The organism is Promicromonospora panici (assembly GCF_900608595.1).
Taxonomy (GTDB): domain Bacteria; phylum Actinomycetota; class Actinomycetes; order Actinomycetales; family Cellulomonadaceae; genus Promicromonospora; species Promicromonospora panici.
This window is the reverse complement of record NZ_UWYY01000022.1, coordinates 14,883-39,353: the sequence shown is the minus strand read 5'-3', so window position 1 is coordinate 39,353 and position 24,471 is coordinate 14,883. Positions and strand designations below refer to the sequence as shown.

23 protein-coding genes are annotated in these 24,471 nt (G+C 71.5%); 6 read left to right on the top strand and 17 right to left on the bottom strand.

All coding sequences use genetic code 11. The features are described from left to right. Positions 1 to 67: 67 nt before the first annotated feature. Complete coding sequence (locus tag EW117_RS23295) at positions 68 to 646, top strand: DUF6069 family protein (protein WP_129789090.1); 579 nt, start codon at positions 68 to 70, stop codon at positions 644 to 646. Between the two features lie 76 nt (positions 647 to 722). Here the strand turns inward: EW117_RS23295 and EW117_RS23290 are convergent, their stop codons facing one another. From EW117_RS23290 to EW117_RS23280, 3 genes are all read right to left on the bottom strand, one after another. Further along, complete coding sequence (locus tag EW117_RS23290) at positions 723 to 2,474, bottom strand: cellulase family glycosylhydrolase (protein ID WP_129789089.1); 1,752 nt, start codon at positions 2,472 to 2,474, stop codon at positions 723 to 725. A 129-nt stretch (positions 2,475 to 2,603) separates the two neighbouring features. Next, positions 2,604 to 3,260, bottom strand: coding sequence for a response regulator (locus tag EW117_RS23285; protein WP_129789088.1), 657 nt, complete (start codon positions 3,258 to 3,260; stop codon positions 2,604 to 2,606). Beyond that, positions 3,257 to 4,720: a sensor histidine kinase gene (locus EW117_RS23280; RefSeq protein WP_129789087.1), complete on the bottom strand. Its 1,464-nt coding sequence runs from the start codon at positions 4,718 to 4,720 to the stop codon at positions 3,257 to 3,259. Before EW117_RS23280 ends, EW117_RS23285 begins: the two co-directional genes overlap by 4 nt. Before the next feature lie 108 nt (positions 4,721 to 4,828). On the opposite strand from EW117_RS23280, the gene EW117_RS23275 reads away from it, so the two are divergent. After that, complete coding sequence (locus EW117_RS23275; RefSeq protein ID WP_129789086.1) at positions 4,829 to 5,659, top strand: GAP family protein; 831 nt, start codon at positions 4,829 to 4,831, stop codon at positions 5,657 to 5,659. A gap of 154 nt (positions 5,660 to 5,813) precedes the next feature. On the opposite strand, the gene EW117_RS23270 is transcribed toward EW117_RS23275, so the two are convergent. The 4 genes from EW117_RS23270 to EW117_RS23255 all read right to left on the bottom strand — a co-directional run bounded on the left by EW117_RS23270 (position 5,814) and on the right by EW117_RS23255 (position 9,264). Then, on the bottom strand, positions 5,814 to 6,944 hold the full coding sequence (locus EW117_RS23270; RefSeq protein ID WP_129789085.1) for a branched-chain amino acid aminotransferase: 1,131 nt from the start codon (positions 6,942 to 6,944) through the stop codon (positions 5,814 to 5,816). Positions 6,945 to 7,102: 158 nt separating this feature from the next. Beyond that, positions 7,103 to 8,161, bottom strand: a complete 1,059-nt coding sequence (locus EW117_RS23265; RefSeq protein WP_129789084.1) for a 3-isopropylmalate dehydrogenase — start codon at positions 8,159 to 8,161, stop codon at positions 7,103 to 7,105. Between the two features lie 92 nt (positions 8,162 to 8,253). Further along, positions 8,254 to 8,799, bottom strand: a complete 546-nt coding sequence (locus EW117_RS23260) for a pyridoxamine 5'-phosphate oxidase family protein (protein ID WP_242504484.1) — start codon at positions 8,797 to 8,799, stop codon at positions 8,254 to 8,256. A gap of 66 nt (positions 8,800 to 8,865) precedes the next feature. Further along, positions 8,866 to 9,264 carry a VOC family protein gene (locus EW117_RS23255; RefSeq protein WP_129789083.1) on the bottom strand — a complete coding sequence of 133 codons (399 nt, stop codon included), beginning with the start codon at positions 9,262 to 9,264 and terminating at the stop codon, positions 8,866 to 8,868. Between the two features lie 112 nt (positions 9,265 to 9,376). Between EW117_RS23255 and EW117_RS23250 the strand changes: the two genes are divergently transcribed. Beyond that, the gene (locus EW117_RS23250; protein WP_129789082.1) at positions 9,377 to 9,865 is read left to right on the top strand and encodes a pyridoxamine 5'-phosphate oxidase family protein; all 489 of its coding nucleotides are present in this window, start codon (positions 9,377 to 9,379) and stop codon (positions 9,863 to 9,865) included. A 54-nt stretch (positions 9,866 to 9,919) separates the two neighbouring features. Here the strand turns inward: EW117_RS23250 and EW117_RS23245 are convergent, their stop codons facing one another. Beyond that, entirely contained in the window at positions 9,920 to 10,534 is a 615-nt protein-coding gene (locus tag EW117_RS23245; protein ID WP_242504483.1) for an ASCH domain-containing protein, read from the bottom strand. Between the two features lie 183 nt (positions 10,535 to 10,717). Between EW117_RS23245 and EW117_RS23240 the strand changes: the two genes are divergently transcribed. The 3 genes from EW117_RS23240 (at position 10,718) to EW117_RS23230 (ending at position 13,883) form a co-directional block, all read left to right on the top strand. Continuing rightward, entirely contained in the window at positions 10,718 to 11,974 is a 1,257-nt protein-coding gene (locus tag EW117_RS23240) for a quaternary amine ABC transporter ATP-binding protein (RefSeq protein ID WP_242504482.1), read from the top strand. Next, on the top strand, positions 11,967 to 12,896 hold the full coding sequence (locus tag EW117_RS23235) for an ABC transporter permease (protein WP_129789081.1): 930 nt from the start codon (positions 11,967 to 11,969) through the stop codon (positions 12,894 to 12,896). Before EW117_RS23240 ends, EW117_RS23235 begins: the two co-directional genes overlap by 8 nt. Positions 12,897 to 12,980: 84 nt before the next feature. Then, on the top strand, positions 12,981 to 13,883 hold the full coding sequence (locus EW117_RS23230; RefSeq protein ID WP_129789080.1) for a glycine betaine ABC transporter substrate-binding protein: 903 nt from the start codon (positions 12,981 to 12,983) through the stop codon (positions 13,881 to 13,883). A 68-nt stretch (positions 13,884 to 13,951) separates the two neighbouring features. On the opposite strand, the gene ilvC is transcribed toward EW117_RS23230, so the two are convergent. The 9 genes from ilvC to EW117_RS23185 all read right to left on the bottom strand — a co-directional run bounded on the left by ilvC (position 13,952) and on the right by EW117_RS23185 (position 24,471). Continuing rightward, positions 13,952 to 14,980: a ketol-acid reductoisomerase gene (gene ilvC, locus EW117_RS23225; RefSeq protein WP_129789079.1), complete on the bottom strand. Its 1,029-nt coding sequence runs from the start codon at positions 14,978 to 14,980 to the stop codon at positions 13,952 to 13,954. A 56-nt stretch (positions 14,981 to 15,036) separates the two neighbouring features. Continuing rightward, positions 15,037 to 15,561 carry an acetolactate synthase small subunit gene (gene ilvN, locus EW117_RS23220; RefSeq protein ID WP_129789078.1) on the bottom strand — a complete coding sequence of 175 codons (525 nt, stop codon included), beginning with the start codon at positions 15,559 to 15,561 and terminating at the stop codon, positions 15,037 to 15,039. Positions 15,562 to 15,577: 16 nt separating this feature from the next. After that, on the bottom strand, positions 15,578 to 17,458 hold the full coding sequence (locus tag EW117_RS23215) for an acetolactate synthase large subunit (protein ID WP_129789077.1): 1,881 nt from the start codon (positions 17,456 to 17,458) through the stop codon (positions 15,578 to 15,580). Positions 17,459 to 17,751: 293 nt separating this feature from the next. Further along, a complete protein-coding gene (locus EW117_RS23210) occupies positions 17,752 to 18,516 on the bottom strand; it encodes a hypothetical protein (RefSeq protein WP_129789076.1) in 765 nt (254 codons plus the stop codon). Continuing rightward, the gene (locus EW117_RS23205; RefSeq protein WP_242504481.1) at positions 18,513 to 19,625 is read right to left on the bottom strand and encodes an ABC transporter ATP-binding protein; all 1,113 of its coding nucleotides are present in this window, start codon (positions 19,623 to 19,625) and stop codon (positions 18,513 to 18,515) included. The genes EW117_RS23210 and EW117_RS23205 overlap by 4 nt, the downstream gene beginning before the upstream one ends. 31 nt (positions 19,626 to 19,656) lie before the next feature. Then, the gene (locus EW117_RS23200; RefSeq protein WP_129789074.1) at positions 19,657 to 20,631 is read right to left on the bottom strand and encodes an NAD-dependent epimerase/dehydratase family protein; all 975 of its coding nucleotides are present in this window, start codon (positions 20,629 to 20,631) and stop codon (positions 19,657 to 19,659) included. Beyond that, positions 20,628 to 22,442 carry a class I adenylate-forming enzyme family protein gene (locus EW117_RS23195; RefSeq protein ID WP_129789073.1) on the bottom strand — a complete coding sequence of 605 codons (1,815 nt, stop codon included), beginning with the start codon at positions 22,440 to 22,442 and terminating at the stop codon, positions 20,628 to 20,630. The genes EW117_RS23200 and EW117_RS23195 overlap by 4 nt, the downstream gene beginning before the upstream one ends. Next, positions 22,439 to 23,707 carry a cytochrome P450 gene (locus EW117_RS23190; RefSeq protein WP_207212007.1) on the bottom strand — a complete coding sequence of 423 codons (1,269 nt, stop codon included), beginning with the start codon at positions 23,705 to 23,707 and terminating at the stop codon, positions 22,439 to 22,441. The genes EW117_RS23195 and EW117_RS23190 overlap by 4 nt, the downstream gene beginning before the upstream one ends. Then, a complete protein-coding gene (locus EW117_RS23185; RefSeq protein WP_129789072.1) occupies positions 23,704 to 24,471 on the bottom strand; it encodes a glycosyltransferase family 2 protein in 768 nt (255 codons plus the stop codon). Before EW117_RS23185 ends, EW117_RS23190 begins: the two co-directional genes overlap by 4 nt.

Below are 24,471 nucleotides of genomic sequence, written 5' to 3'. Positions count from 1 at the left end.
CGTGCCGTGCGACTCTCGCCGATCTGTGCTGGAGTGGACATAGGCCTCACAACCGGGAGGTACCACGATGAGCGACCCGAACCGCCCCTACGACGCCGACTACGGCGAGCGACCGCCGCCGGCCTATCCGCCGCCCGCCCAGGCGCCGGGCACGCCGACCCAGCCGGTGGGCGAGACACCGGACGAGACGGTCCAGCCCGTCACGTCCGGCACCCAGGACCCGCGCCTCGGCCTGGAGGTGGGCCGCTACTGGGCCGGCGCGCTGGCGACGATGCTCGTGGCCGCTCTCATCGGGCTGGCCGCGGAGTTCATCCTCGAGGAGGTACTGAACCTCGAGATCCAGGCGCAGGCCGACCTGTTCGCCACCGGCTCCGACCTGATGGCCTGGGTCGTGGCGGGTGCCCTCTTCGCGCTGGTCGCGTCGATCGTGCTCTACCTGCTCGTGATGAGCACGCCGCGCCCCCGGTCGTTCTTCGGCTGGGTGGTGGGCCTCGCCACGGTGATCCTCGCCGCGGTGCCCTTCGCGGGCGACTTCGAGCTCGTCCCGGCGATCCTCGCCGCGGTCGTCTGGATCGTCATCGGCTCGGCCGTCTACTCGCTGCTGACGGGCACCCTGAGCCGAACTGTGGTCCGCCGTTCGCCCTGACCCCCTCGCTGAGTGCGTGATTTTCGCCCTGTCAGCACGTGCTGACAGGGCGAGAATCACGCACTCAACGGACGGGTCAGGGGGTGCCCGTTACCGTGGTTCCCGTTTTTGTGAGGGCGTAAGTGAGCGTGTCCCCGCTCCAGAAGTGGAACGTCAGGTTCACGGTCCCGTCGTTCACCTCGGCGAAGAACTCCGGGGTGAGGGTGATGGTCCCGGCCGCGTAGTCGGGCCTGAACGTCACGTCGAACTCCTTGTACGACGTCCAGTTCTGCGGCCCCGCGTTCGAACCGTCCGCGTACTTCGCCTCCATCGTCGCGAGCAGGTCGCCCGTGAACGACGTCGGGATCGCGAACGACCCCGTCGTGCCCGAGGCGGCCTGGAGCACCGGCGTCTCCTGGTTGATGATCCGCACCGTCCACGGCACGCCGCCCGAGAACCGGACCACCAGCTCGTCGGCCGGGCCCGGCGTCCTGTCGCCCGCGAGCCGCTCCAGCAGCGCGGCGGACAGCGTCAGCTCGTTGCCCGCCAATGTGTAGTCGGTCCCGGCGACCAGCTCGCCGCCGTCGTGCAGCACGGCCTCGAAGCTCGTCCCGTTCGGGTTGAGCGTCAGGCTCTGGGCGGCGATGTTGCCCGAGGCGGGCACGAACACCAGGTCGGACGACGCCGTCCCCGACCGTTCGGTCCAGCTCGACGAGATCTGGTCGAACAGCGCCTGGTCTCGCCACCTGTACGCCGTGCGGTCGAAGTGCTGCCCGTTGTCCCAGAGCATGGTCGTGAAGCCGCGCTGCCGGGCCGCGTAACCGAAGTACTCGAAGAACTTCAGCTTCTCGCCTTGCTCGACGGTCCCGGTGTGCCGGTCGAACCCGAGCAGCCCGTACTCCCCGATGACCACCGGCACGCCGCGGGCGGTGAACGCGGCGTGCACCAGATCGAACTGGTCGGTCAGGTTCTGCTGCACCTCGGCGTTGAACCGGGTGTACCCGGCGATGTTCACGCTGAACGGCCAGAACCCGTAGTTGTGCACGGTAGCGATGAGGTTCGGGTCGTCCAGTGCGGCGATCTCCGCGGCCAGCGCGTCGAGCAGGGCCGGATCAGACCCTGTGTGCAGCGTCGGCAGCACCAGCGGCCGGGTCGCGTTCACGCCGCCCGAACCGCGCACGATCTCGTGGAACACCCTGTTCAGCTCGGCCAGCAGCTCGAGCTCCTGAGCCTCGCCCGAGCTGTTCGCGAACTGCGGCTCGTTGACGCTCTCGAACGTGAGGCGGGCGTCCGCGTCCTGGAACCGCTCGGCGATCTGGGTCCAGGTGTCGCTGTAGCGGTCGAGCACGGCATCGTGGTTGGTGGGCATCGTGTTGATCCACTGCCAGGAGTCGTGGTGGATGTTGATCATCACGTAGAAGCCGTCATCGAGCGCCCAGCCCACGACCTCCTCGACGCGGTCGAGGTACGCCGGGTCGATCGTGTGGTCCGGTGCGCCGCCCTGGTGCTGGCCCCAGGTGACGGGGATACGGATGCTGTTGAAGCCCTGGGCACGAATCTGGTCCAGGAACTCCTCGGTGACGCGCGGGTTGCCCCACGACGTCTCGTCGCTGCCGGTCGAGTCGAAGGTGTTACCCAGGTTCCAGCCCGGCTGCATGTCGGCCGCGATGTCCGCGACGGTGTCCTTGTCCTTGTCTTTGCCCTTGCCCTTGTCCTGCGTCTCTCCGGCGACGCTGCCGGTCTCCGTACCGCTGCTGGCCGTTGCGGCCCCGGCCGCCGGGGCGACCGAAGCGAGTGTCAGTGCGAGGCCGGCGACTATGCCGGCCATGGTGCGCGCAGTTCTCTGCATGACGAGGCCTTTCTCGTGTGCACCTGTGGGAACGCTCCCATGCTCGGGGTGCCCGAGGGTGAAGTCAAGGGTTTGACGCAAGCGCTTCGATGATCTTTGAGATCGGGCACGAGCCCCGACCGCAGCGGCTTACGCGAGCCCCGCGTCCCGCGCCGCGATGGCGGCCTGAACGCGGGAGGTGACACCGAGCTTGGCGAGCACCCGCGACACGTGGGTCTTGGCCGTGGCCTCGCTGATCATCAGCTCGGTCGCGAGCTCGGCGTTGGACAGGCCGAACCCGAGACCCGCGAGCACGTCACGCTCCCGCGGGGTCAGGTCCTCGGGCAGCTCCGTCACCGGGCCGCGGTGGCCGACGCCGTTCCCCGCCCGCGGCGCCGACAGCTCGGCGATGAGCCGGCGCGTGACTTCCGGCGCCACCACACCGTCACCTGCAGCGACGTGCCGGACGGCGTCCACCAGCGCCGTCGCCTCGGCGGTCTTCAGGAGGAAGCCCGCGGCGCCCGCCCGCAGCGCGCCGAACACGTACTCGTCCAGGTCGAACGTCGTGAGCACGAGGACCTCGGACAGACCCTCCTCGACGATCTGCCGGGTCGCGGTGACGCCGTCGGTCCCGGGCATCCGGACGTCCATGAGCACGACGTCGGGGCGCAGCGCCCGCGCGTTCGCCACCGCGACCGCGCCGTCACCGGCCTCGCCGATCACCTCGATGTCGCCGGCCGTCGCGAGCAGCATGCGCAGGCCCGCGCGGATCGCCGCGTGGTCGTCGGCGAGCAGGACGCGGATCATGCGCGGATCCCCCGGATCGTCCGGTCCGACGACGCCGGCTCCGCGGCCGCCCGGCCCGGCAGCGGCAGTACCGCCCGGACCTGCCATCCCGGGCCGTCGGCCCGACCGCTGCGGCGCCCGTCGCGATCGCGGTCAGAACCGCCGCCGTCGTCTGGCCTGCCGTTCGCCGCCCCCGCCTCGAAAGTGCCACCGAGGGACTCGACGCGTTCGCGCATCGACACGAGACCGAGCCCGGTCCCGCCGCCGACGTCGGCCGGATCCCGGGGAGCGTCCCCGGGGCGGACCCCGTCGTCATGCACCGTGAGCTCCAGCCCGTCCCCCGCGGCGACCCGGATCTCCGCGCGGGCACCACCATGCTTGAGCACGTTCGTGAGCGCCTCCCGCACCACCCGGTACACCGCGTGGTCGACCGCCGCGGGCAGGATCGTGTCGCCGGCCAGCACACCGTCGGGATCGGTCACCGTCAGCTCTAGCCCCGCGAGCCGCACCTGCTCCAGCACGGGCGCGAGCTGAGCGACGCGCGGCGCGGCCAAAAGGTCGGAGCCGACGGCGCCCGCGCCGGGCGGCGCCGATCCCTGCTGGGCCGGGCCGGACGACGGCCCGCCGTCCGCCGTTGGGCCGCCCTGCGCCTGCCCACCCTGTCCCGTCTCGGCGGCCAGCACCCGGATCATCGCCTGCATGTCCTGCAGCGAGGCCAGGCTCTCCGCGCGGATGCTGCGCAGCGCGGCCCGGTCGCGCTCCGGCTCGGGCTCGCCGGCGAGCGCCGCGCCCGAGGTGATGGTGATCGCGGAGAGGTGCGACGCGACGACGTCGTGCAGGTCCCGGGCGACGGCGGTGCGCTCGGCGCGGACGGCGTCGTGCCGCGCGGCCTCGGCGAGGCGGAGGAGCGCGGTGCTGCGATCGCGTTCGAGCCGTCCCCGCTCGTGCGCGGCGGCGGTCAGCTCGCGGCCCTGGCGCACGTTCGCGCCCCACCACATCGGCATGACCAGGAGGGTGACGGCCTGGAGCCCGGCGAGAACCGCGAGCCTGGCCTCGCCCGTCATCTCGCCGACCAGGATCATCGCGGCCAGGGAGACGACGGCGACACTGATCGCGGTGACCCGCCGCGCTACGCGCCGACCGTAGAGATGCACGCAGTACAGCGCCTCCCACACGATCACGAGGAGGCCGACGCTGCCGCCCAGGGCGACGTCGGCGACGAGGGCGACCGTGGCGACGCCCAGCGTTCCGAGCGGGTGGTGCCGGCGCCAGACGAGTGCGGTGCAGGCGACGACCGCCGGGAGGACGAACCACCAGGACGGCACGTCCGGCGGACCGCTCCAGGACGTCCGGACCAGACCGAGCGCGTCCAGTGCGAGCGCGATGGCCAGGAGGCCGGCGGCCGTGATGATGTCCCCGCGCCGGTCCTCGGCGTTGACCACCTTGGTGATCGGCGCGATCAGGTCGGCGGCGCGGGACATGGCACCATCTCAGCACGAGGCGGCGCGGCACGGGTCATCCGAAGGATGTATCCGGCCCTCGTCGCTTCGGCCGATGCGCCCCCACGAGGCCCGCGCCAGGCTGTGGGCATGGAATTCATCTCCGGCGAGCTCACGGGCGCCGCGCTGATCGGCGCCCTGGCCCTGCTCGCGCTGATCGACTCGACGAGCTTCGGCACCCTGCTGATCCCGGTGTGGCTCCTGATGGCGCCCGGGCGAGTGCGCGTGGGGCGGATGCTGCTCTACCTCGGATCGATCGCCGGGTTCTACGCGCTGGTCGGGCTGGCGATCCTGCTCGGGGCGGGTGCCCTGAGCGACACGCTGACCACCCTGTCGAGCACCCGCCCGTTCCTGATCGCGCAGCTCCTGCTCGGCGTGGGGCTGTTCGCGTGGAGCTTCAAGCTGGAACCCGCCGGCGGACGCAAGCCTGCCGAGTCCGTGGCGGGCGGTGCGGCGTTGCCCGCGGGCGGCGCGCCCGCGGCGGGCGGCGCGCCGGGTACGACGTCGGATGCGGCACCGGCCCTCGCCGAGCCGGCCCGTGCCGGCCGGCTGAGCCGCTGGCGCGAGCGGGTGCTGAGCAGTGAGTCGGGAAGTGGTGCGGCGCTCGCCGGGCTCGCGGTCGCTGCCGGGCTGGTCGAGGTCGCGACGATGCTCCCCTACCTCGCGGCGCTCGGCCTGATCGGGACGCAGGGACCCGGCTGGCCGACGTCGGGACTCTGGATCCTGGGGTACTGCCTGGTGATGATCGCGCCGGCCCTGATGTTGACCGCCGCGCGGGTGTTCGCGGCGCGGCTCGTGGCGCGCCCGCTCGGCCGGCTGGACGCCTGGCTCACCAAGAACGCGGCGAGCACGACCGCCTGGGTGGTGGGCATCGTGGGGTTCCTGGTAGCCCGCGACGCGATAGGCCGCCTCTGGACCTGACCACCCCATTCTGCCGAGGTAGAACCAGGGCGAGGTAGAACTGCGGCGAAGTAGGACCGCAGCGGAGGCCGCGGTTCTACCTCGCTGCAGTTCTACCTCGCCCTGGTTCTACCTCGCTGCAGTTCTACCTCGCCAGAGTTCTACTTCGGCAGGGTCAGGCCAGGCGGCGCATCCAGTTGTGCCGGTCCTCGGCGCGGCCGTACTGGATGTCGGTGAGCTCCTGGCGGATCGCCATGGTGAGCTCGCCCGGTTCGCCGCCGTTGATCTCGTGGTCGAACGTGGTCCCGGCGAGGCGACCCACCGGCGTCACGACGGCGGCGGTGCCGCACGCGAAGAACTCCTTGACCTTGCCGGACTCGACGCCGGCCGCGACTTCCGCGAGCGGGATCCGCCGTTCCACCACCTCGTACCCGCGGTCGGCGGCGAGCTGCAGCACCGAGGCGCGGGTGATCCCCTCCAGGATCGAGCCGAGCTCGGGCGTGTGGATCGTCCCGTCGTCCGTCACGAGGAACACGTTCATGCCACCGAGCTCCTCGAGGTAGGTGCTGGTGGCCGCGTCGAGGAAGCAGACCTGGTCGAAGCCTTCCTTCTGCGCCTGGAGCTGCGGCAGCAGGCTCGCGGCGTAGTTGCCGCCGAACTTCGCATCGCCGGTACCCCCGGGCGGCCCTGCCCGGTGGTACTCCTCGGACACGTAGATCGACACGGGCTTGACGCCGCCCGGGAAGTACGGTCCGACCGGCGAGGCGATCACCAGGTACTCGGCCTCGAGCGCAGGCCGCACCCCGAGGAACACCTCCGAGGCGAACATGAAGGGCCGCAGGTAGAGGGACGAGTCCTCGCCGTCGGGCACCCAGTCGATGTCCGTGCGGACCAGCGCGGCCAGTGACCCGATGAAGTCGTCCACGCTGAGCGCGGGCAGCGCGAGGCGGTGCGCCGACCGGGCGAAGCGCGCCGCGTTCTGGTCCGCGCGGAACGTCCAGACCGAGCCGTCGGCGTGCTTGTAGGCCTTGAGGCCCTCGAAGATCTCCTGCGCGTAGTGCAGCACTGCCGTCGCCGGGTCGAGCTGCAGCGGACCGTACTTCTCGATCCGCCGGTCCCGCCAGCCGTCTGCGCTGGTCCAGGAGACCCGCGCCATGTGATCCGTGAAGACCGTCCCGAACTTCGGTGCGCGGAGCGCCTCGGCGCGCTCCTCGTCCGGCGTCGGCACGTCCGTGGGCCGCACGTCGAAGAGCGCCACCAGGTCTTCGAGCCGGGTCGGGAGGATGGGGTCCGTCGTTGTTGTCATGTCGATGCCTTTCACCGGAATGCTGTTGTCAGTCTTCCACGCCCGGCAAGGCAGGGAGAGCATTCCGAGCCGGGCGCCTGCCCGGACGGCCTTCGACGTACGAAGGCGGCGCCCGGGTGCGGTCTGCGTGACCCGGGCGCCGCCGTCGTGCAGCGGGTTTACCCGGTCACGCGGGCCGCGATGTCGCGGCCTACCTGGTCGGTGGTGCGTACTACGTCGCCGCGCGTCGCGAGGTCCTGGGCGACGGCGTCCTGGACCCGCGCGGACTCGGCCGCGAAGCCCAGGTGGTCCAGCAGGAGGGCGACCGAGAGGATGGTCGCCGTGGGGTCGGCCTTGCCCTGGCCCGCGATGTCGGGTGCCGAGCCGTGCACCGGCTCGAACATCGACGGCGCGGTGCGGTCCGGGTTGATGTTGGCCGACGCCGCCAGCCCGATGCCGCCGCTGATCGCGGCAGCCTGGTCGGTGAGGATGTCACCGAAGAGGTTGTCGGTCACGATCACGTCGAACCGGCTCGGGTTGGTCGTGAGGTAGATGGTCGCGGCGTCCACGTGCGCGTAGTCGGTGGTGACGTCGGGGAACTCGGCGTTCACGGCCTCGACCGTACGGCGCCACAGGTGACCGGCGTGCACCAGCACGTTGTGCTTGTGCACCAGCGTGAGGTGCTTGCGCTTGCGGGCGTTCGCCCGGGTGAACGCGTCCCGCACCACGCGCTCGACGCCGAACGCGGTGTTGACGCTGACCTCGGTGGCGATCTCGTGCGGCGTGCCGACGCGCAGCGCGCCGCCGTTACCGACGTACGGGCCCTCGGTGCCCTCACGGACCACGACGAAGTCGATCTCGCCCGGGTCGGCCAGCGGGCTGGTGACACCCTCGAAGAGCTTGGTCGGGCGCAGGTTCACGTAGTGGTCCAGCGCGAAGCGCAGCTTGAGCAGCAGGCCGCGCTCCAGCACACCGCTGGGGACCGACGGGTCGCCGATGGCGCCCAGCAGGATGGCGTCGTGGCCCTTGATCTTCCCGAGGTCCTCGTCGGTGAGGGTCTCGCCCGTCGCGTGCCAGCGGCGCGCGCCCAGATCGAACTCGGTGGTGGAGAGCTTGGTACCCGACGGCGCCAGCGCCGCCTCGAGGACCGAGAGCCCCTGCTCCACGACCTCGGTACCGATGCCGTCACCTGCGACCACTGCGAGGTCGATGCCGTCTGTCGTACCCACCTGTGCCATGTCCGGAGCCTACGCGCGCGACCAGTCGGATGAGACGCGGGTCTCACGTGATGGACGGCGTGGTCGAGGTCGCGGGCGAGGCCGACGGCGAGTCAGTCGAACGACCACGACGTGGCCCCGCCCGGGTCCCGCACGAGCAGCGCGTTGGCCTTCGTGGGGGTCACGCAGTACACATGCCACGGGGCCGGGCCTGCCGAGGGCGCGCTGTACGGCGCGGTGAGCGCCGTGCCCGATTCGTCCACCGTCGCCGGCCAGCCACCCGCGGCCGCCACCTCGGCGATGTGCGCGACGGTGGCGGTGTCGGTCACCAGTTCCGCCACCCCCTCCACGACCACGTCGTAGTCGTCCGCCGCGACCGCCACCGTGCACCGCGGATCACGCTCCATGTTCCGGCCCTTGCGGACACCGCGGCCGGACACGATGTAGAACCGGCCGTCGTCCCAGAACGCCCCGACGCCGGTGGTGTGCGGGCTGCCGTCGGCATTGATCGTCGTGAGCCAGTGCGAGTGGCGGTCCGGCCCCCGGCCGCCGGGCGCCTGGTCGCCGATGTCGGCGAGCGCCGCGGCCACGGGTTCCCACTGCAGCGGCGCGAGCTCGTAGAGGTCACCGAGATTCTTGGTCTTCACGTGTGTGCTCATGTTTGATTGACAGCCGCCGCGGCGGAAACTCATCGCCCGCTCCGCGCACTGCTCGCAGGCCGGGGTCTACTGCTCCCTGGCCGAGAGCACGCAGAACTCGTTGCCGTCCGGGTCGGCCAGGACGGTCCACGTCGCGTCGGCCGGCTGTCCGACGTCGATCACCGTGGCCCCCAGCTCGACCAGCCGGGCGACCTCGGCGTCCCGGTCGTCGCTCGTGTGCGGCGCGAAGTCCCAGTGCAGCCGGTTCTTGCCGGCCTTCTCGTGCTCGACCGGGACGAACACCATGCCGGGCGGAACCTGGTGGAAGTCCAGCTTTCCGGAGAGCTCGCGTGCCCATGGCGGCACCAGCACGGACTCCTCGTCCGTCTCGAAGATGACCTCCCAGCCCAGGGCCTCGCCCCACCAGCGGCCCAGCTTCTTGTGGTCGGTGGACTCCACCACGGTCGAGTACCAGCGCAGCGCCATCGCTCTCACCTCATGTCGGGAACGTCGGCCCAGGACCGGACCGATGCCCAGACGCTACGACGAGACACTGACACTCCCGATGACTTCCCCGCTCACCGGCCGTCCATCCCGAATGGAAACCACCAGCACGGAACCCAGGGACATCGCGCGACGCGTCATCGACGACAACCACTTCATGGTCCTCGGAACCAGCCAGCCCGACGGCACCCCACGCGTCTCGCCCGTCTTCTACAACCACGTGGGCTACCGCGACTTCTACTGGATCTCGTCGCCCCACGCGCGGCACTCGCGCAACGTCGCCGCTCAGCCCCGCGTCGAGATGGTCATCTACAACTCGCAGGTCGATCCCGGCCCCGGCATCGCCGCCGTCTACCTGGGCGCCACCGCGACACAGGTGCCCGACGCCGAGCTCCCCTCCGCCGTCGCCGCCGCCTTCTCGTCGGTCCGGAGGGGCGTGCGCGCCTACGGCGTGGACGAGCTCAGCGGGGACGCCGAGCTCCGGCTCTACCGGGCGACCGTGGACAGCACCGAGATCCACGTGCGCGGCAGCGACCCGGAGCGCGGGACCGGCATCGACCGGCGCCTTGCCGTGGAGAGCTGACCGGCCGCCGCTACGCGTCGCGCCGGGGTACGCCCCGCACCCGGCGCAACCTGCTCAGGACCTTGGGTAGAGCAGCTTGAACCGCTCGCACACGACAGGCATGTCCGTCGTGAACTCGCGACCCTCGCCGAGATTCCGGCGCCAGAACGCCTCGTGGTCGGCGCGCCATGACTCGAGCGTGCGGTCGCCCTCGCCCTCAGCGGCTGCGAAGTCCTCGTCGACCTCCTCGAACGTCGTGGTCTCGACGCTCGTGGTGCGGATCAGCGCCCGCGGGTGGCCCTCGCCGTCGAGCAGGATCGACAGCTCGCCGACCATCGGCAGCGGCGCGCCCTCGTCGTCGTAGTCCCACAGGGCCGACGACGTCGCCGTCTTGTTCCCCGCCAGCACCGCGCCCAGCAGCTTCTCCGCGAGCTCCGGCTCGTCGCCGAACGACCAGGCCTGCGGCGGCACGGTCTCGCTCACGGTCTGGCCGACGACGATGCTGGCCTTCGCCATACCGGCGTACTGGCGCGTGGCGGCCCAGAAATCGAGCACCTCCGCGGCCAGCTCCGAGTCCTCGACGGACACTGCCTCGGGGTCGAACGTCGCGGGGTCGAAAGGCTCGGCCCCGGACTCGGGGTCGCTCGGCCTGTCGTCGTCCGCGGCCTGCGGGTTCACGTCGTGGGTCACGAGGACATCCTGCCCTAACCCACCGCTGTCGGACGAGGGTCGGGACACGTTACGAGGGCTGAACAATCCGGTAACGAACGCTTACCGGGTTTGCATGTTCGTGACTGATCGTGGTCGGGTGGACGACGGTTCGCGTCTTATCGACGCGTTTTCGACAATTTCCTGCCAAGGCAAGGAGGCTCTGTGCCAGCCATCGAGGCACATCATCTGTACAAGGTGTTCGGCCGCAAGGGCCGCGAGGGCGTCAGGCGCCTCGAAGCCGGCGCCGATACGGACGAGCTGAAGAAAGCAGGACTGACACCGGCGGTCATCGACGCGTCGTTCACCGTCGAGGAGGGCGAGATCTTCGTGGTCATGGGCCTCTCCGGGTCCGGCAAGTCCACGCTCATCCGCATGATCAACGGGCTCCACCCGCCGACCGCCGGCCACGTGGAGCTCTACGGCGAGAACATCACCGCCGCCACCGGCAAGGACCTCCGCCGGCTCCGCCGCGAGCGCATCAGCATGGTGTTCCAGCACTTCGCGCTCTTCCCGCACCGCTCGGTCATCGACAATGCCGCCTACGGGCTGGAGACCCAGGGTGTCGCCAAGGAAGAGCGGCGCCGGCGGGCCCACGAGGCGCTGGAGCTGTGCGGCCTGACGGGCTGGGACGAGCACCTGCCCAGCGAGCTGTCCGGTGGCATGCAGCAGCGGGTCGGCCTGGCCCGCGCGCTCGCCGCGGACACCGACATCCTGCTGATGGACGAGGCGTTCAGCGCCCTCGACCCGCTGATCCGGCGAGACATGCAGGACCAGCTCATCGAGCTCCAGCAGAAGCTCGGCAAGACGATCCTGTTCATCACCCACGACCTCAACGAGGCCATGCGGATCGGCGACCGGATCGCCATGATGCGCAACGGGCGGATAGTCCAGGTCGGAACGGCCGAGGAGATCCTCACCGACCCCGCCAACGACTACGTCGCCCAGTTCGTCGCCGACGTCGACCGCACCCGGGTCCTGACGGCATCGTCCGTCATGGAGCCGCCGGCCGCCGTCCTCGGGGCCGAGCAAGGACCGCGCGCCGCGCACAAGCTGATGCGCGAGCACCAGCTCCCGGCGATGTTCGTCACCGGACGCGACCGCACCCTGAAGGGCTACGTCACCGAGGACGAGGTCGGCCGGCACCTCGACCAGAAGGACATCACCGGCCTCATGAAGCCGGTACCCGACTTCGCCCGCGTCACCCCCGACACGTCGCTCGCCGACCTGTTCGGCCCGGCGGCCGAGACCCCGGCCATCGCCGTGGTCGACGACGCCGGCCGCCTCAACGGCGTCATCCCGCGCATCACGCTGCTCGCGGCGCTCGCAGCAGCCAACGAGTCGGAGGTCACCACCTCCTCCGAGACCGAGACCGTGCTGACCCCCGATATCGACGAGATGAAGGAGGCCGTCCGTGATTGAGGGCACCACTCCCCTGACGATCGTGCCCCCGCTTCCGGTCGGCGAACTCTTCGAGACGGGGTTCGACTGGTTCAAGGACACCTTCGACGCCGCCTTCGACGCCATCGGCGACTTCATCAACAGCGTGATCGACGGGTTCGCCGAGCTCCTTCAGGCCCCGGAGCCGCTGGTTCTCGCGATCGTCTTCGCCCTGCTGGCCTGGCTCGTGCGCGACTGGAAGCTCGCGGTCGGGTCACTGGTGGGCATGGTCGTGATCATCGGTATGGACATGTGGGACCCCGCCATGGAGACCCTGGCCCTGGTGGTGGTCGCAACGCTGTTCGCCTTGGTGATCGGGATCCCGCTGGGCATCTGGGCGGCGCGCTCGCCCGCCGTCAGCCGCATCCTCAAACCGGTCATGGACTTCATGCAGACCATGCCCGGCTTCGTCTGGCTGGTGCCGGTGGTCATCCTGTTCGGCATCGGCGTAGCCGGCGCCATGGTCGCTACCGTGATCTTCGCGCTCCCCCCAGCCGTCCGGCTCACCGAGCTGGGCATCCGTCAGGTCGACAGCGAGGTGGTCGAGGCCGGGCATGCCTTCGGCGCCGGGTCGCGGCAGATCCTCAAGGACATCCAGCTGCCGCTGGCGCTGCCGACCCTGATGGCCGGCGTCAACCAGGTGATCATGCTCGCGCTGTCGATGGCCGTGATCGCCGGTCTGGTCGGCGGTGGCGGCCTCGGTAACGAGGTGGTCAGCGCTATCTCGACGCTCGACCTCGCGCTCGGGTTCGACGCCGGCATCTCGGTGGTGATCCTGGCGATCTTCCTGGACCGGCTCACGGCGTCGATCGGCTCCCGCCGTCCGGGGCACGGCCGGCTCCGCGAGCTGCGCGACCGGTTCACCCGCACTCCGGCCGACAGGACCCCGGCCCGCGTCTCCTGACCGCCACACCTCCGCGGACCACATGACTTCCCTACCCAACGATTACGTACACGACGATGCATATACGAAACGGAAGGCCTGAAGATGATCGGCACGACCGGCAAGCGGATCGGAGCCGCCACGGCGGCTCTCACCCTGACCCTCGGCCTCTCGGCCTGCGGCTCGGGCGAACAGAGCGGCGGCGGTGACGGCGGCGACCAGACCATCACGATGGGCATCATCCCCTCGTGGACAGATGGCCTGAGCACCGCCTACCTGTGGAAGAACATCCTCGAGGAGGACGGCTACACGGTCGAGATCGAGGAGATCAACGACGCCGCGCCGCTGTACACCGGGCTCGCCGAGGGCGACTTCGACGTGTACCCGTCAGCATGGCCCGAGGTCACGCACAAGTCCTACATGGACGAGTACGGCGACGACATCGAGGACCTCGGCGCGTACTACGACGACGCCAAGCTGACCATGGCCGTCCCGGAGTACTCCGACCTGACGTCGATCGAGGACCTCGTCGGCAAGTCGGGCGACTACGACGGCAAGATCGTCGGCATCGAGGCGGGCGCGGGCCTCACCAAGGCCGTCCAGGAGCAGGTCATCCCGAAGTACGGCCTGGACGAGGACGGCTGGGAGCTCCAGACCTCCTCGACACCGGCCATGCTGAACGCCCTCGAGGACGCGGTCGGCTCCGAGGAGGACATCGTCGTGACGCTGTGGCGTCCCTTCTGGGCGAACAACACGTTCCCCGTGCGCGACCTGGAGGACCCGAAGGGTGCTCTCGGCGAGCCGGAGGCGCTCCACGAGCTCGCGACCGCCGGGTTCAGCGAGGAGTTCCCCGAGGTCGCCGAGATGATGGCGAACGCGAAGCTGGACGACGAGCAGTACGGCACCCTGGAGGACCAGGTCGTCAACCAGAACCCGGACGACCCGGCCGCGGGCGTCGAGGCCTGGATCGCGGACAACCAGGACTGGGTCGACTCCCTGAAGAGCTGATCCCGCACCGCACACACAACAGCGCCCCCATACTCCTCGCGGAGCGTGGGGGCGCTGTTCTGTCTGCGTCAGCGAGCGGCAGAGCCCTCGACGTAGTCCGAGTCGGACGGCTTGATCCACGCGAACATCTTGCGCAGGTCGCGGCCGGTGGCCTCGATCGGGTGCTGCTCGCCCTTGGCGCGCAGCTCCTTGAACTCCGGGGCGCCGGCGTCCTGGTCGGCGATGAACCGCGCCGCAAAGGCGCCGCTCTGGATGTCGGCCAGCACGGCCTTCATGTTCTCCTTCACGTGCGGGTCGATGACCCGCGGCCCGGAGACGTAGTCGCCGTACTCGGCCGTGTCGGAGACGGACCAGCGCTGCTTGGCGATGCCGCCCTCGATCATCAGGTCGACGATCAGCTTGAGCTCGTGCAGCACCTCGAAGTACGCGACCTCCGGCTGGTAGCCGGCCTCGGTCAGCGTCTCGAACCCGTACTGGACCAGCTGCGAGGCCCCGCCGCAGAGCACTGCCTGCTCACCGAACAGGTCGGTCTCGGTCTCCTCCGTGAACGTCGTCTTGATGCCGGCGGCGCGCAGGCCACCGATGCCCTTGGCGTACGAGAGGGCGAGGTCCCAGGCGGAGCCCGAGGCGTCCTGCTCCACCGCGACGATCACGGGCACGCCGCGGCCGTCGGCGAACTCGCGGCGCACGATGTGGCCCGGGCCCTTGGGGGCGACCATCAGCACGTCGTGCCCGGCCTCGGGCTTGATGTAGCCGTACCGGATGTTGAAGCCGTGCCCGAAGACGAGCGCCGCGCCCTCCTTCAGGTTCGGCGCGATGTCCTCGGCATACAGGTGCCGCTGCACCTGGTCGGGCGCGAGGATGACGACGACGTCGGCATCCCGCACGGCGTCCGGCACGGTCGCGACCGCGAGGCCCTCGTTCTCGGCCTTCTCACGGGACGCGGAGCCCTCGCGCAGGCCGACGGTCACCTGCGCTCCGGAGTCACGCAGGTTCAGGGCGTGCGCGTGGCCCTGGCTGCCGTAGCCGACCACAGCAACCTTCTTCTGCTGGATGATCGACAGGTCGGCGTCATCGTCGTAGAACAGCTCAGCCACGGTTCTTGCTCCTCAGTGTGATTTCTCGGTGGAAGGTAAGTGGGTAGGTCACGCGGTCACGCGGACCGGACCGAGCGCTCGAACGCACGGTCCGTGATGGATCGGGCGCCCCGGCCGATGGCCAGGGTCCCGGACTTGACGATCTCACGGACACCGTATGGTTCCAGCGCCGCGAGCAGTGCGTCCAGCTTCGCGGCGGGTCCCGTGGCCTCGATGACCACGGCGTCCGGCACCACGTCGACGACGCGCGCCCGGAACATCTCGACGACTTCCAGCACCCCGGTACGGGTGGCGGCGTCGGCCCGCACCTTGACGAGCAGGAGCTCGCGGTGCACTGACGACTCGGGTTCGAGCTCGACGATCTTGATCACGTGGATGAGCTTGTTGAGCTGCTTCGTGACCTGTTCCAGGGGGTGTTCCTCGACGTCGACCACCACGGTGATGCGCGAGATCTCCTCGTGCTCCGTGGGGCCCACCGCCAGGGAGTGGATGTTGAACGCGCGACGGGCGAACAGGCCGGCGACGCGCGTGAGCACGCCGGGCTTGTTCTCCACGAGCACGGACAGGGTGTGCCTCGACATGGGATTCAGTCCTCGCTCAGTCTTCTCGGTCCCACGCCGGCGAGATGCCGCGTGCGTACTGGATGTCGTCGTTGCTCACGCCGGCGGCGACCATGGGCCACACCATCGCGTCACGCGAGACGGTGAAGTCCACGACGACGGGCCGGTCGTCTATCTCGTTGGCCCGCTTGATCGCGGCGTCGACGTCGGAGGCGTGCTCCACGCGGATGCCCTCGCAACCGTAGGCGTCCGCGAGCTTCACGAAGTCCGGGATGCGCCGGGTGCCGTGGCCGGTGTGCAGGTCGGTGTTGGAGTAGCGCGACTCGTAGAAGAGCGTCTGCCACTGCCGCACCATGCCCAGCGAGCTGTTGTTGATCACCGCCACCTTGATGGGGATGTCGTTGATCGCGCAGGTGGCGAGCTCCTGGTTGGTCATCTGGAAGCAGCCGTCACCGTCGATCGCCCACACGGTCCGGTCGGGCATGCCCACCTTGGCGCCCATCGCGGCAGGCACGGAGTAGCCCATGGTGCCGAGGCCGCCGGAGTTGATCCAGGTGTTCGGGTGCTCATAGCTGATGAACTGCGCCGCCCACATCTGGTGCTGCCCCACGCCCGCGACGTAGATCCCGTCCGGCCCGGTCAGCTCGCCGAGGCGCTGGATCACGTGCTGCGGCGAGAGGTGCCCGTCCTCCGGCTGGGTGTAACCGCGGGGGTAGGTGCGGCGCCACTCGTCGAGCTGACGCCACCAGCCCTCGACGTCGGGCTTGCCGTGCGTCTCGTGCTCGCGGGCCAGCTCGGGCAGCAGGTCGCCGATGACCTCGCGGAGGTCGCCGACGATCGGGACGTCCGCCTCACGGTTCTTGCCGATCTCCGCCGGGTCGATGTCCGCGTGCACGATCGCCGCCAGCGGTGCGAAGCTCGACAGCTTGCCCGTCACGCGGTCGTCGAACCGGGCGCCGAGCGCGAAGACCAGGTCCGCCTTCTGCAGCGCCGCCACCGCGGGCACCGTGCCGTGCATGCCGGGCATGCCGAGGTGCTGCGGGTGGCTGTCCGGCACCGCGCCGCGGGCCATCAGCGTGGTCACGACCGGCGCGCCGGACAGGTCGACGAGCTTGCGCAGCAGCTCCGCGGCGCCGGACCGGATGACGCCGCCGCCCACGTACAGCACCGGCCGCTTGGCCGTGGCCAGCAGCTTCGCGGCCTCGCGGATCTGCTTCGAGTGCGGCTTGGTCACCGGGTGGTAGCCCGGCAGCTGCATCTCCTGCGGCCAGGAGAACGTGGTGCGCGACTGCATCGCAGACTTCGAGATGTCGACGAGCACCGGCCCCGGCCGCCCCGTGGAGGCGATGTGGAACGCCTCGGCGATGGTGCGCGGGATGTCGGCCGGGTCGGTGACCAGGAAGTTGTGCTTGGTGATCGGCAGCGTGATGCCGACGATGTCGGCCTCCTGGAACGCGTCGGTCCCGATCGCCGAAGAGGCCACCTGGCCGGTGATCGCCACGAGCGGGATCGAGTCCATGTGCGCGTCCGCGATCGGCGTCACCAGGTTCGTCGCGCCCGGGCCCGACGTCGCCATGGTCACCCCGACCTTGCCGGTCGCGTGCGCGTAGCCCGACGCCGCGTGCCCGCCGCCCTGCTCGTGCCGCACGAGGATGTGGCGGAGCTTGGCGGAGTCCATGAGCGGGTCGTAGAGGGGCAGGATCGCGCCACCCGGGATACCGAAGACGGTGTCGACACCGATCTCCTCGAGCGAGCGGACGATGGACTGCGCGCCCGTGACTTCTTCCGGCCCGACGCGAGGCGCGGCCGCCTCGGGCTCGGCCTTACCACCTACCACGCGGGACCGAAGCTCGGTGCGCACCTGGTCACGCGCCTCGGCGCGCGCGGCGATCTGTGCGGGTGTCGGTGTGCCGGTCATACGGATCTCCTGCCGTCGCGCCCCGTGCTGGGGCGAAAGCGAGCGTTCGTGACAACAAAAAAACCCCGGGTCCTTGGTAAGCAAGGACTGCCAGGGTGAGCGCGCGGACGATGCCTGTGCTGGGCTTAGGCCGCGCGCTCAGGAAGTACTACAAGAATGATCGTCTGCACGTGACGCACGTTACGCCGAATCTTCGGCGATGTCACCCAGCGGGCCGAAGGTCCCACGATCCGAGACGCGGAAAGGTTCCATGCGCGGAATTCCGGGCCTCCCGAGGCGTCCGCGCGCGTTTCTCAGGGCACATCTCGGCGCCGGAAGACGGCGGCGCCGAGCACTGCGAGCACGACCGTGACGCCCAGCAGCAGGACGGCGCTGTGCACCAGCGGGCCTGCGAGGGCGCCCTCCCCGGACAGGACGGTCCGGGTACCGCGGACCCACATGTCGGCGTTCGTGAACGGGCCCCAGGTCCCGGCGCCGGACGTCGAGGTCAGCACCACCTGCTGCTCCACCAGGAACCAGGCCACCGCGAGCGCGACCGCCACCCACCAGCGTCGCACCAGCACGCCGAGCGCCGCGCCGCCGACGGCCGCGCACACGGCCAGCGCCAGCACTCGTACGCCGCTCCACGTCATCGCGACCACCAGGTCCGACGACGGGCCGCCGAGCAGGCCCACGCGCGCGTGCACCCCGTACATGCCCACGGCCAGCAGGGCGTAGGCCGCCGCCACCCCGGGCACCGCCGCGAGCCCGGCGGCCGCGAGCTTGGTCCAGTAGACGCGGCCCCGGCGCGGTTCGACGGTCAGCAGCGCGCGCGTCCCGCCCGACGCCGCCTCGCCCGTCACCAGCAGCACACCCGCCACGTAGGCGAGGAACACGGACGTCATGGCGTAGAACGAGATCTGCCCCTGTTCCAGCATCCCGGCGAGGGTGGTCGCGCCGGCCTCGAACGCGGTCAGCGCCACCGCGAGCGCCACGTGCAGCAGCATGCCCGCGGCGATCCACAGGTTCGCCGGGCGCGTGCCGAAACGGCGCAGCTCGGCCCACAGCAGCCCCGTCATCGTTCCTCCTCGGCGCGCTTGGTGGTCTCGTCCTGGTCCGCGTCGGCCGCCTTCTTCGCCGCCGCCTCCTTGTCGGCCTTGCGCTGGTCGGTCTTGCGCTGGTCGGCGGCCTTCTTGCGGTCCGCGGCCTGCTGCTCGGCCGCCTTCCGGGCGGCCCGCTCCTCCGCGCGGCTCAGTGGCTTCGGAACCGGCGGCGCGACCGGCCTCAGCCGTCCGATGACGGCCGCCAGGTCCTCGCGCTGCGGTACCAGCTCGCCGGCGAACAGCTTCTGCTTGGCGAGCGCCCTGGAGATGTCGGACGGTTCGGCGACGCCGTCGACCTGCAGCGCGTCGCCGTCCGACCGGATCGCGAAACCGGCGGCGCGCAGCGCCGTGGCGGCCTTCGCCGGCTCGTCGAGGCGGACCCGGACGCTGACCTTGGCGTCGCCCAGGAGGTCGGCGGTGCTGCCCTGGGCGAGCACGCGGCCGCGGTCGAGCACCGTCACGGTGTCCGCGATCTGCTGCGCCTCGGTCAGGACGCCGGTCGCGACGAGGACCGTCTTGCCCTGGTCCGCGAGGCGGCGCAAGGCCTGGCGGATCTCGCGGGTGCCCACGGCGTCGAGGCCCGCGCTCGGCTCGTCGAGGACGAGCAGGTCCGGATCGCGCAGGAGCGCGGCCGCCAGCGCGAGCCGGCTCTCCTCCTCGGCCGAGTAGGTGCCGTAGGCCGCCTTCGCGCGGTCGGCGAGGACCACCCGGGTGAGCACCTCGTCGACGCGCGTGCGGGGCACGCCGGCCACGGAGGCGAGCAGCCCCAGGTTCCGGCGGCCGCTCAGCCAGGGCTGGAACCCGGGTTCGCCGACGACGGCGCCGATGCGGCCGACGAGGCCGGGCAGGCCGTCCGGGACGGGGACGCCGAAGATCTTGATGGCACCCGCGTCGGCGCGGGCCAGGCCCGTGAGCAGGCGGAGCGCGGTGGTCTTGCCCGAGTCCGGGAGCCCCAGCAGGGCGTGCAGGCCACCGGCCGGCACCCGCAGGTCGAGCCCGTCGATGCCCACCGCGCGCCCGCGTACCGTCCGGTACGTCTTGCGCAGCCCGAGCGTCTCGACCGCGGCCTCGCTCGCTGGAATCACCCGCACAGGGTAGGGCATTCCGGACAGACGTCTACCAGCTCATCGCGCCGTGCAGGGACGTCGGCGCCGGGTCGACGCCGAGGCGCTCGCGCAGCACCGTGAGATCGTAGGTGCGCTCCATCGCGAGGTGGCTGATCGCGTACCGCGACAGACGCGGCTCCCGGCCGGTCCACCGGGACACCCGCTCCCCGGCCCAGGCCAGCGCGTTCGCCAGCCGGATCGGGATCCCCACCACCTGCACCGGCCGGAACCTGGCGAACATGAGCAGCTCGAGGGTCTCGTCCAGGTCGACGGGCCGGGCATCGGCGACGTTGGCCACGAGCGGCCGGCCGGCGGCCATCTCCGGCTCGACGTCGGCGTCCAGCGCCGCCCGCACCGCCTGGGCCAGTGTCTCGATGTGCGTGAGGTGCTGGCGCACCTTCCCGCCGCCGGGGATCGGGAGCCAGGCGCCGATCGCCGCGGACTCGAGGCGCGGCAGCAGGGTCGTGTCGCCAGGACCGTAGACCGCGTGCGGCCGCAGCACGACGACGGGCCCGCGGTCCTCGCGCGCGGCGTCGGCGGCGAGGTAACGCTCGGCGGCCGCCTTGGTGGAGCCGTACGCGTTGACGTAGCCGCGTGCGGGCGCCTCCGCCTCGCTCACGGTCACGCTGGGCGTGCGCGGGTCGTACACGCTGCCCGAGGACACATGCACGAACCGCGCCTCCGGGAACGTCTCGCGCACGGCACGCGTGCCCTCGACGTTGACCACCCACGCCCGGGCGTGGTTGCCCCCGTCGCTCACCGCAGCCCCGCAGTGCACGACGGCGTCGATGTCCTCCGGCCGGTCCTCCTTGGCGAGCGGCCCGTCCCGCAGGTCCCAGAACTGGTGCGAGACCTGATGGAGGATCTCGCTGGGCAGACGAGGCACACGCCGCGAGAACGCGACGATCTCGTGCCCGTGCGCCGCGAGGTCGCGGACGACGGCACCCCCGACAAAACCCGACGAACCGGTCACAGCCACCCTCATGCGCGCACTGTACCCGCCAGTGGTGACACCAAGTTGACCAGTGCACGACGATCAGGCTTTCGGGAGCGGCCCGCGAGCGGCAGGTGCGACGCCTCGACCACCAGATCGGGCAGCGCGCCGTGGTCCAGCACACCCGCGACCTGGTCCGCGACCGACCGGGCCAGCTCCGTGTCCGGCCGGATCTGCGGCGCCCCCGCTCCCCCGGGCCCGCCCTCCGCTGTCACCACGAGGACCACCCGCTCGTCGCCGTCCGGCACGGGAACACCCACCAGGACGGCGTCCGCCACCCCCGGAAGCTCCCGCAGACGCGGCTCGAACAAGCCGGGGTAGATGTTCACCGTGCCGCGGATGATCATGTCCCGGTTCCGGCCGACCAGCACGATCCGCCCGGCGCCGTCCTGATAGGCGAGGTCGCCGGTGCGGTGCTCGGTGGCGCGGGGCTTGCCCGCGTCGAGATCCGCCAGGTAGCCCGCCATCAGCGACGGCCCGGTCAGCACCAGCTCTCCCACCGGCGGTTCGCCGTCCGACGACGTCGGCCCGCCCGGCGCGGCATCGTCCAGGTCGACGACGGCCGGGTCGACCCGCACGCCTATCCCGTCCAGCGGGCGGCCCACCAGGTCGCCCGACGCCGCAGCCGCGATCTTCTCGCCCGCGTCCGTCACCGCGGCGGGCAGGATCTCGGTGGCGCCGTAGACGGCGAGCCACCGCGTACCCGGCAGGATGCGGCGGCCCCGTTCGAGCAGCGCGACCGTGACGGGTGCCGCGCCGACAGCCAGCACGGCCGGGCCCACTGCCCGGCGCTCGCCGCCGTCGAGAGGTTCCGCTGACGCCGCCGACGCCGCGTCGCGCGGGTCCGCGGACCCGGGTGCCGCTTCGGCCCGGGCCTCCAGGACGTCGAGCAGCGCGGTGACGTCGGCCGGGACCAGGAACGACGAGTCGGCCCCGGCGACGCCGCGCGCGAACGCCTCGGGCGCGTCCTTCGGCGACCTCGCCGGAATCTCCCACGTGCCCCCGGCGAGGATCGCGGGCAGCCCGAGGAACATCTGGTCGGTATGCGCCCGCTGGCCGGGCCGCAGGTCGCCGACCTGCGCGAACAGCCTCAGCATGCCGCCGAGCGTGCGCGCGGTGTGCACCACCGCCTTGGGATCGGACGTCGTCCCGGACGTGAACACGATGAGCGCCTCCCGGTCGGCGTCGTCCGTCGCTCCCCCGGACGCCGAAGCATGGCCCGGAGCCGAGCTCGCAGCCGGACCCGAGCCCGGAGCGGGACCCACGCCCGGCTTCGCCAGGCGCTGCACTCGCCGGGCGCCGCGGGGCACTCCCGGCAGCCGCGGTCCCGTGTACAGGTGCCGCACGGGCAGCCGCCCGTAGTCCGGGAGCAGCAGCCCGCGCGACCGGGCGATCCCCCGCAAAGGGCCGGACGACGCTGCGTACAGCAACGCCTCCGTCGCCGCCCAGCGCGGTCTCGCCGCCGCGATCCGGGCGGCGAACAGCTCCGGCGTCGAGCCGGGGTCCACGAAGACGACGGCGCCACCCGCGCGCAGGATCGCGAGGCACAGGATCACGCCCTCCGGCCGGGGCCGGATGCTGAACAGCACCCGGTCGCCGGGCTCCATGCCCCGCGCGAGCAGACCGGCTGCCGTCCACTGGATCCGCTCGGCGAGCTCGTCAAACGTCACCTCCTCGCGGACCCGCGCGCCGTCCCGGCGGCCGAGCAGGCCGCCGAACCGGCTGTCGCCGAACCAGCGGAGCGCGACGACGTCGGGCGCGTCCCGCGCCACGGCCAGCAGATCGTCCAGGAAGTGCGTCACGCCGCCACCTCCGGGAACCCGGCGCCACCGACGGCGCGCATGCTCAGCTTCAGGGACCGGTACGCCGGCACCAGCACGCCGTGTGCGGCACGGCGCCGCCCCACGACCGGCACGCGGCCGTCCGACGCCGCCGCCGCGAGCGCGTCCAGGACCGCGTCCACCTGCGCGACCGCCAGTGGCATGCCGAGGCAGAAGTGCGGCCCGGCGCCGAACCAGAGGTGCCGGACGGCGGGGTCGACGGGCCGGTCGGGATCGAAGCCGCCGGCCGCCCGGCAGCAGTTCACGGTGGCGATCACGACGCGGTCGCCCGCGGCGACCGGCACACCGCCGACCGACGCGGGGCCACGGACGGAGCGCAGCATCGCAGGCGTCGGCACCGTGACGCGCAGCCCTTCCTCGACGGCGCGGCGGCGTAGCTGCGCGTCGTCCGCCAGAAGGCGGGCGGTCCAGCCCGTGTCGTGCGCGATCGCGACGAGCCGCGGCACGAACGACTGGATGGTCTCGGTCCCGGTGAGCACGAAGGCCCCGACCGCGCCCATCGCCTCGCGTTCCGACAGGCCCAGGTCGCGCATCCGCCCGGGCACCGTCGCGGAGTCGCCCGCGCGGTACGCGGCGCGTGCGGGCGCGGTCAGCCGCTCCAGCACCGCCCGTGCCTGGGTCACCTGGGACCGGGTGAGCCCGTGCCGGTGCAGCCGCACCATCCCCGTGATCGTCTGGGCGGCCGCCATGGACGAGCGCACGGCGTCGTCCGTCGGCGGCAGCCCGACCATCCCGCAGATCACCGCCCCGGCCTGCGCCGACACGGCCGCCGCGAAGTCCACGGTCTCCCCGTCGGCGAGCCGCCGCGTGAGGTCCGGCAGCACACCCGCGCCGTCCGTGTCGCCCGCGCCGTCCGCCGCCACGAGCCGGCGTACCGCCCGGGGCGAGAACAGGGGCCCGAGCGCGCGCCGCAGCGCGGCGTGCTCGGCGCCCTCCATGTTCAGCAGCACGGACGGCCCGAGCACCGGCGTCCACAGGTCCGACGGCGCTCCCGGGCCCACCTTCGAGAAGTGGTCCGGGTCGAGCAGCACCTCGCGCGCGAGCGCGGCGTCGCTCACCACCACCCCGATGCGCGGTACCCGCACCACGGGCCGGTTCCGGGCGGACCGGAGCGCCGGGTAGGCCACCGGGTGCGCGGCCCGCTGCACATGCTCCTCCCAGGCCGCCTCGGGCGCCTCGCCGACGACGGCCGCCGTCAACCGCCGACCCGCCAGTGCAGTCCTCATCGGATGTCCACGACCTCGGGCCGGTAACGGTGGTCCGCGTACCAGCCGAGTGTGCGCACCAGGCCCCAGGCGTGCACGCGGCGCGTCGACGCGCGCACCCATACCTCAGGATGCTCCGCGTACCGAGTCGTCAGCCGCCGCACGGCGTTGACCAGGGCGCGGTCCTCGTGCACGTCCTCGATCCGGGTGCGCGGGAACCCGCCGGCGCGTTCGTACAAGGACGCGGTGATCGCCATGTTGCAGCCGGGCGTCATCACGTACGGCCCGAGGTAGCCCTCGTCCTGGTTGCCCGGCCGGACCTTGCCGAACGTGCTCGACGCCCACAGCGCGAACGACAGCACGCCCTGCTGGAACCGCGATACCGGCAGGTCGTCGGTCCGCGGTACGAGCCGCCCGGCGACCAGTTCGTCGCCCGACGCGAAGGCCGCCCGCACCGCACGGGTCCAGGTCGACGGCGGCAGGCAGTCGGCGTCCGTCCGCGCCAGCAGGTCGGCGCCGAGCCCGATGGCCGCGCGCATGCCCGTGTCGGCGGCGGCGCCGGTCCCCTTCTGGGTCTCCTCGACGACGCGCCAGCGCAGCCGTCCCCAGTCCGCTATCGCCTTGCGGACGACGTCGGGCGTGCCGTCGGTGGACCCGTTGTCCACCACCACCAGGTCGAAATCGTCGTCCTCCTGCGCGTGCAGCGCCTCCAGCGTGCGCAGGATCCCGTGTTCGTGCGCCTCGTTCAGCGCGGGCACGACGACGGCGAGGCGCGGGTGCTCCAC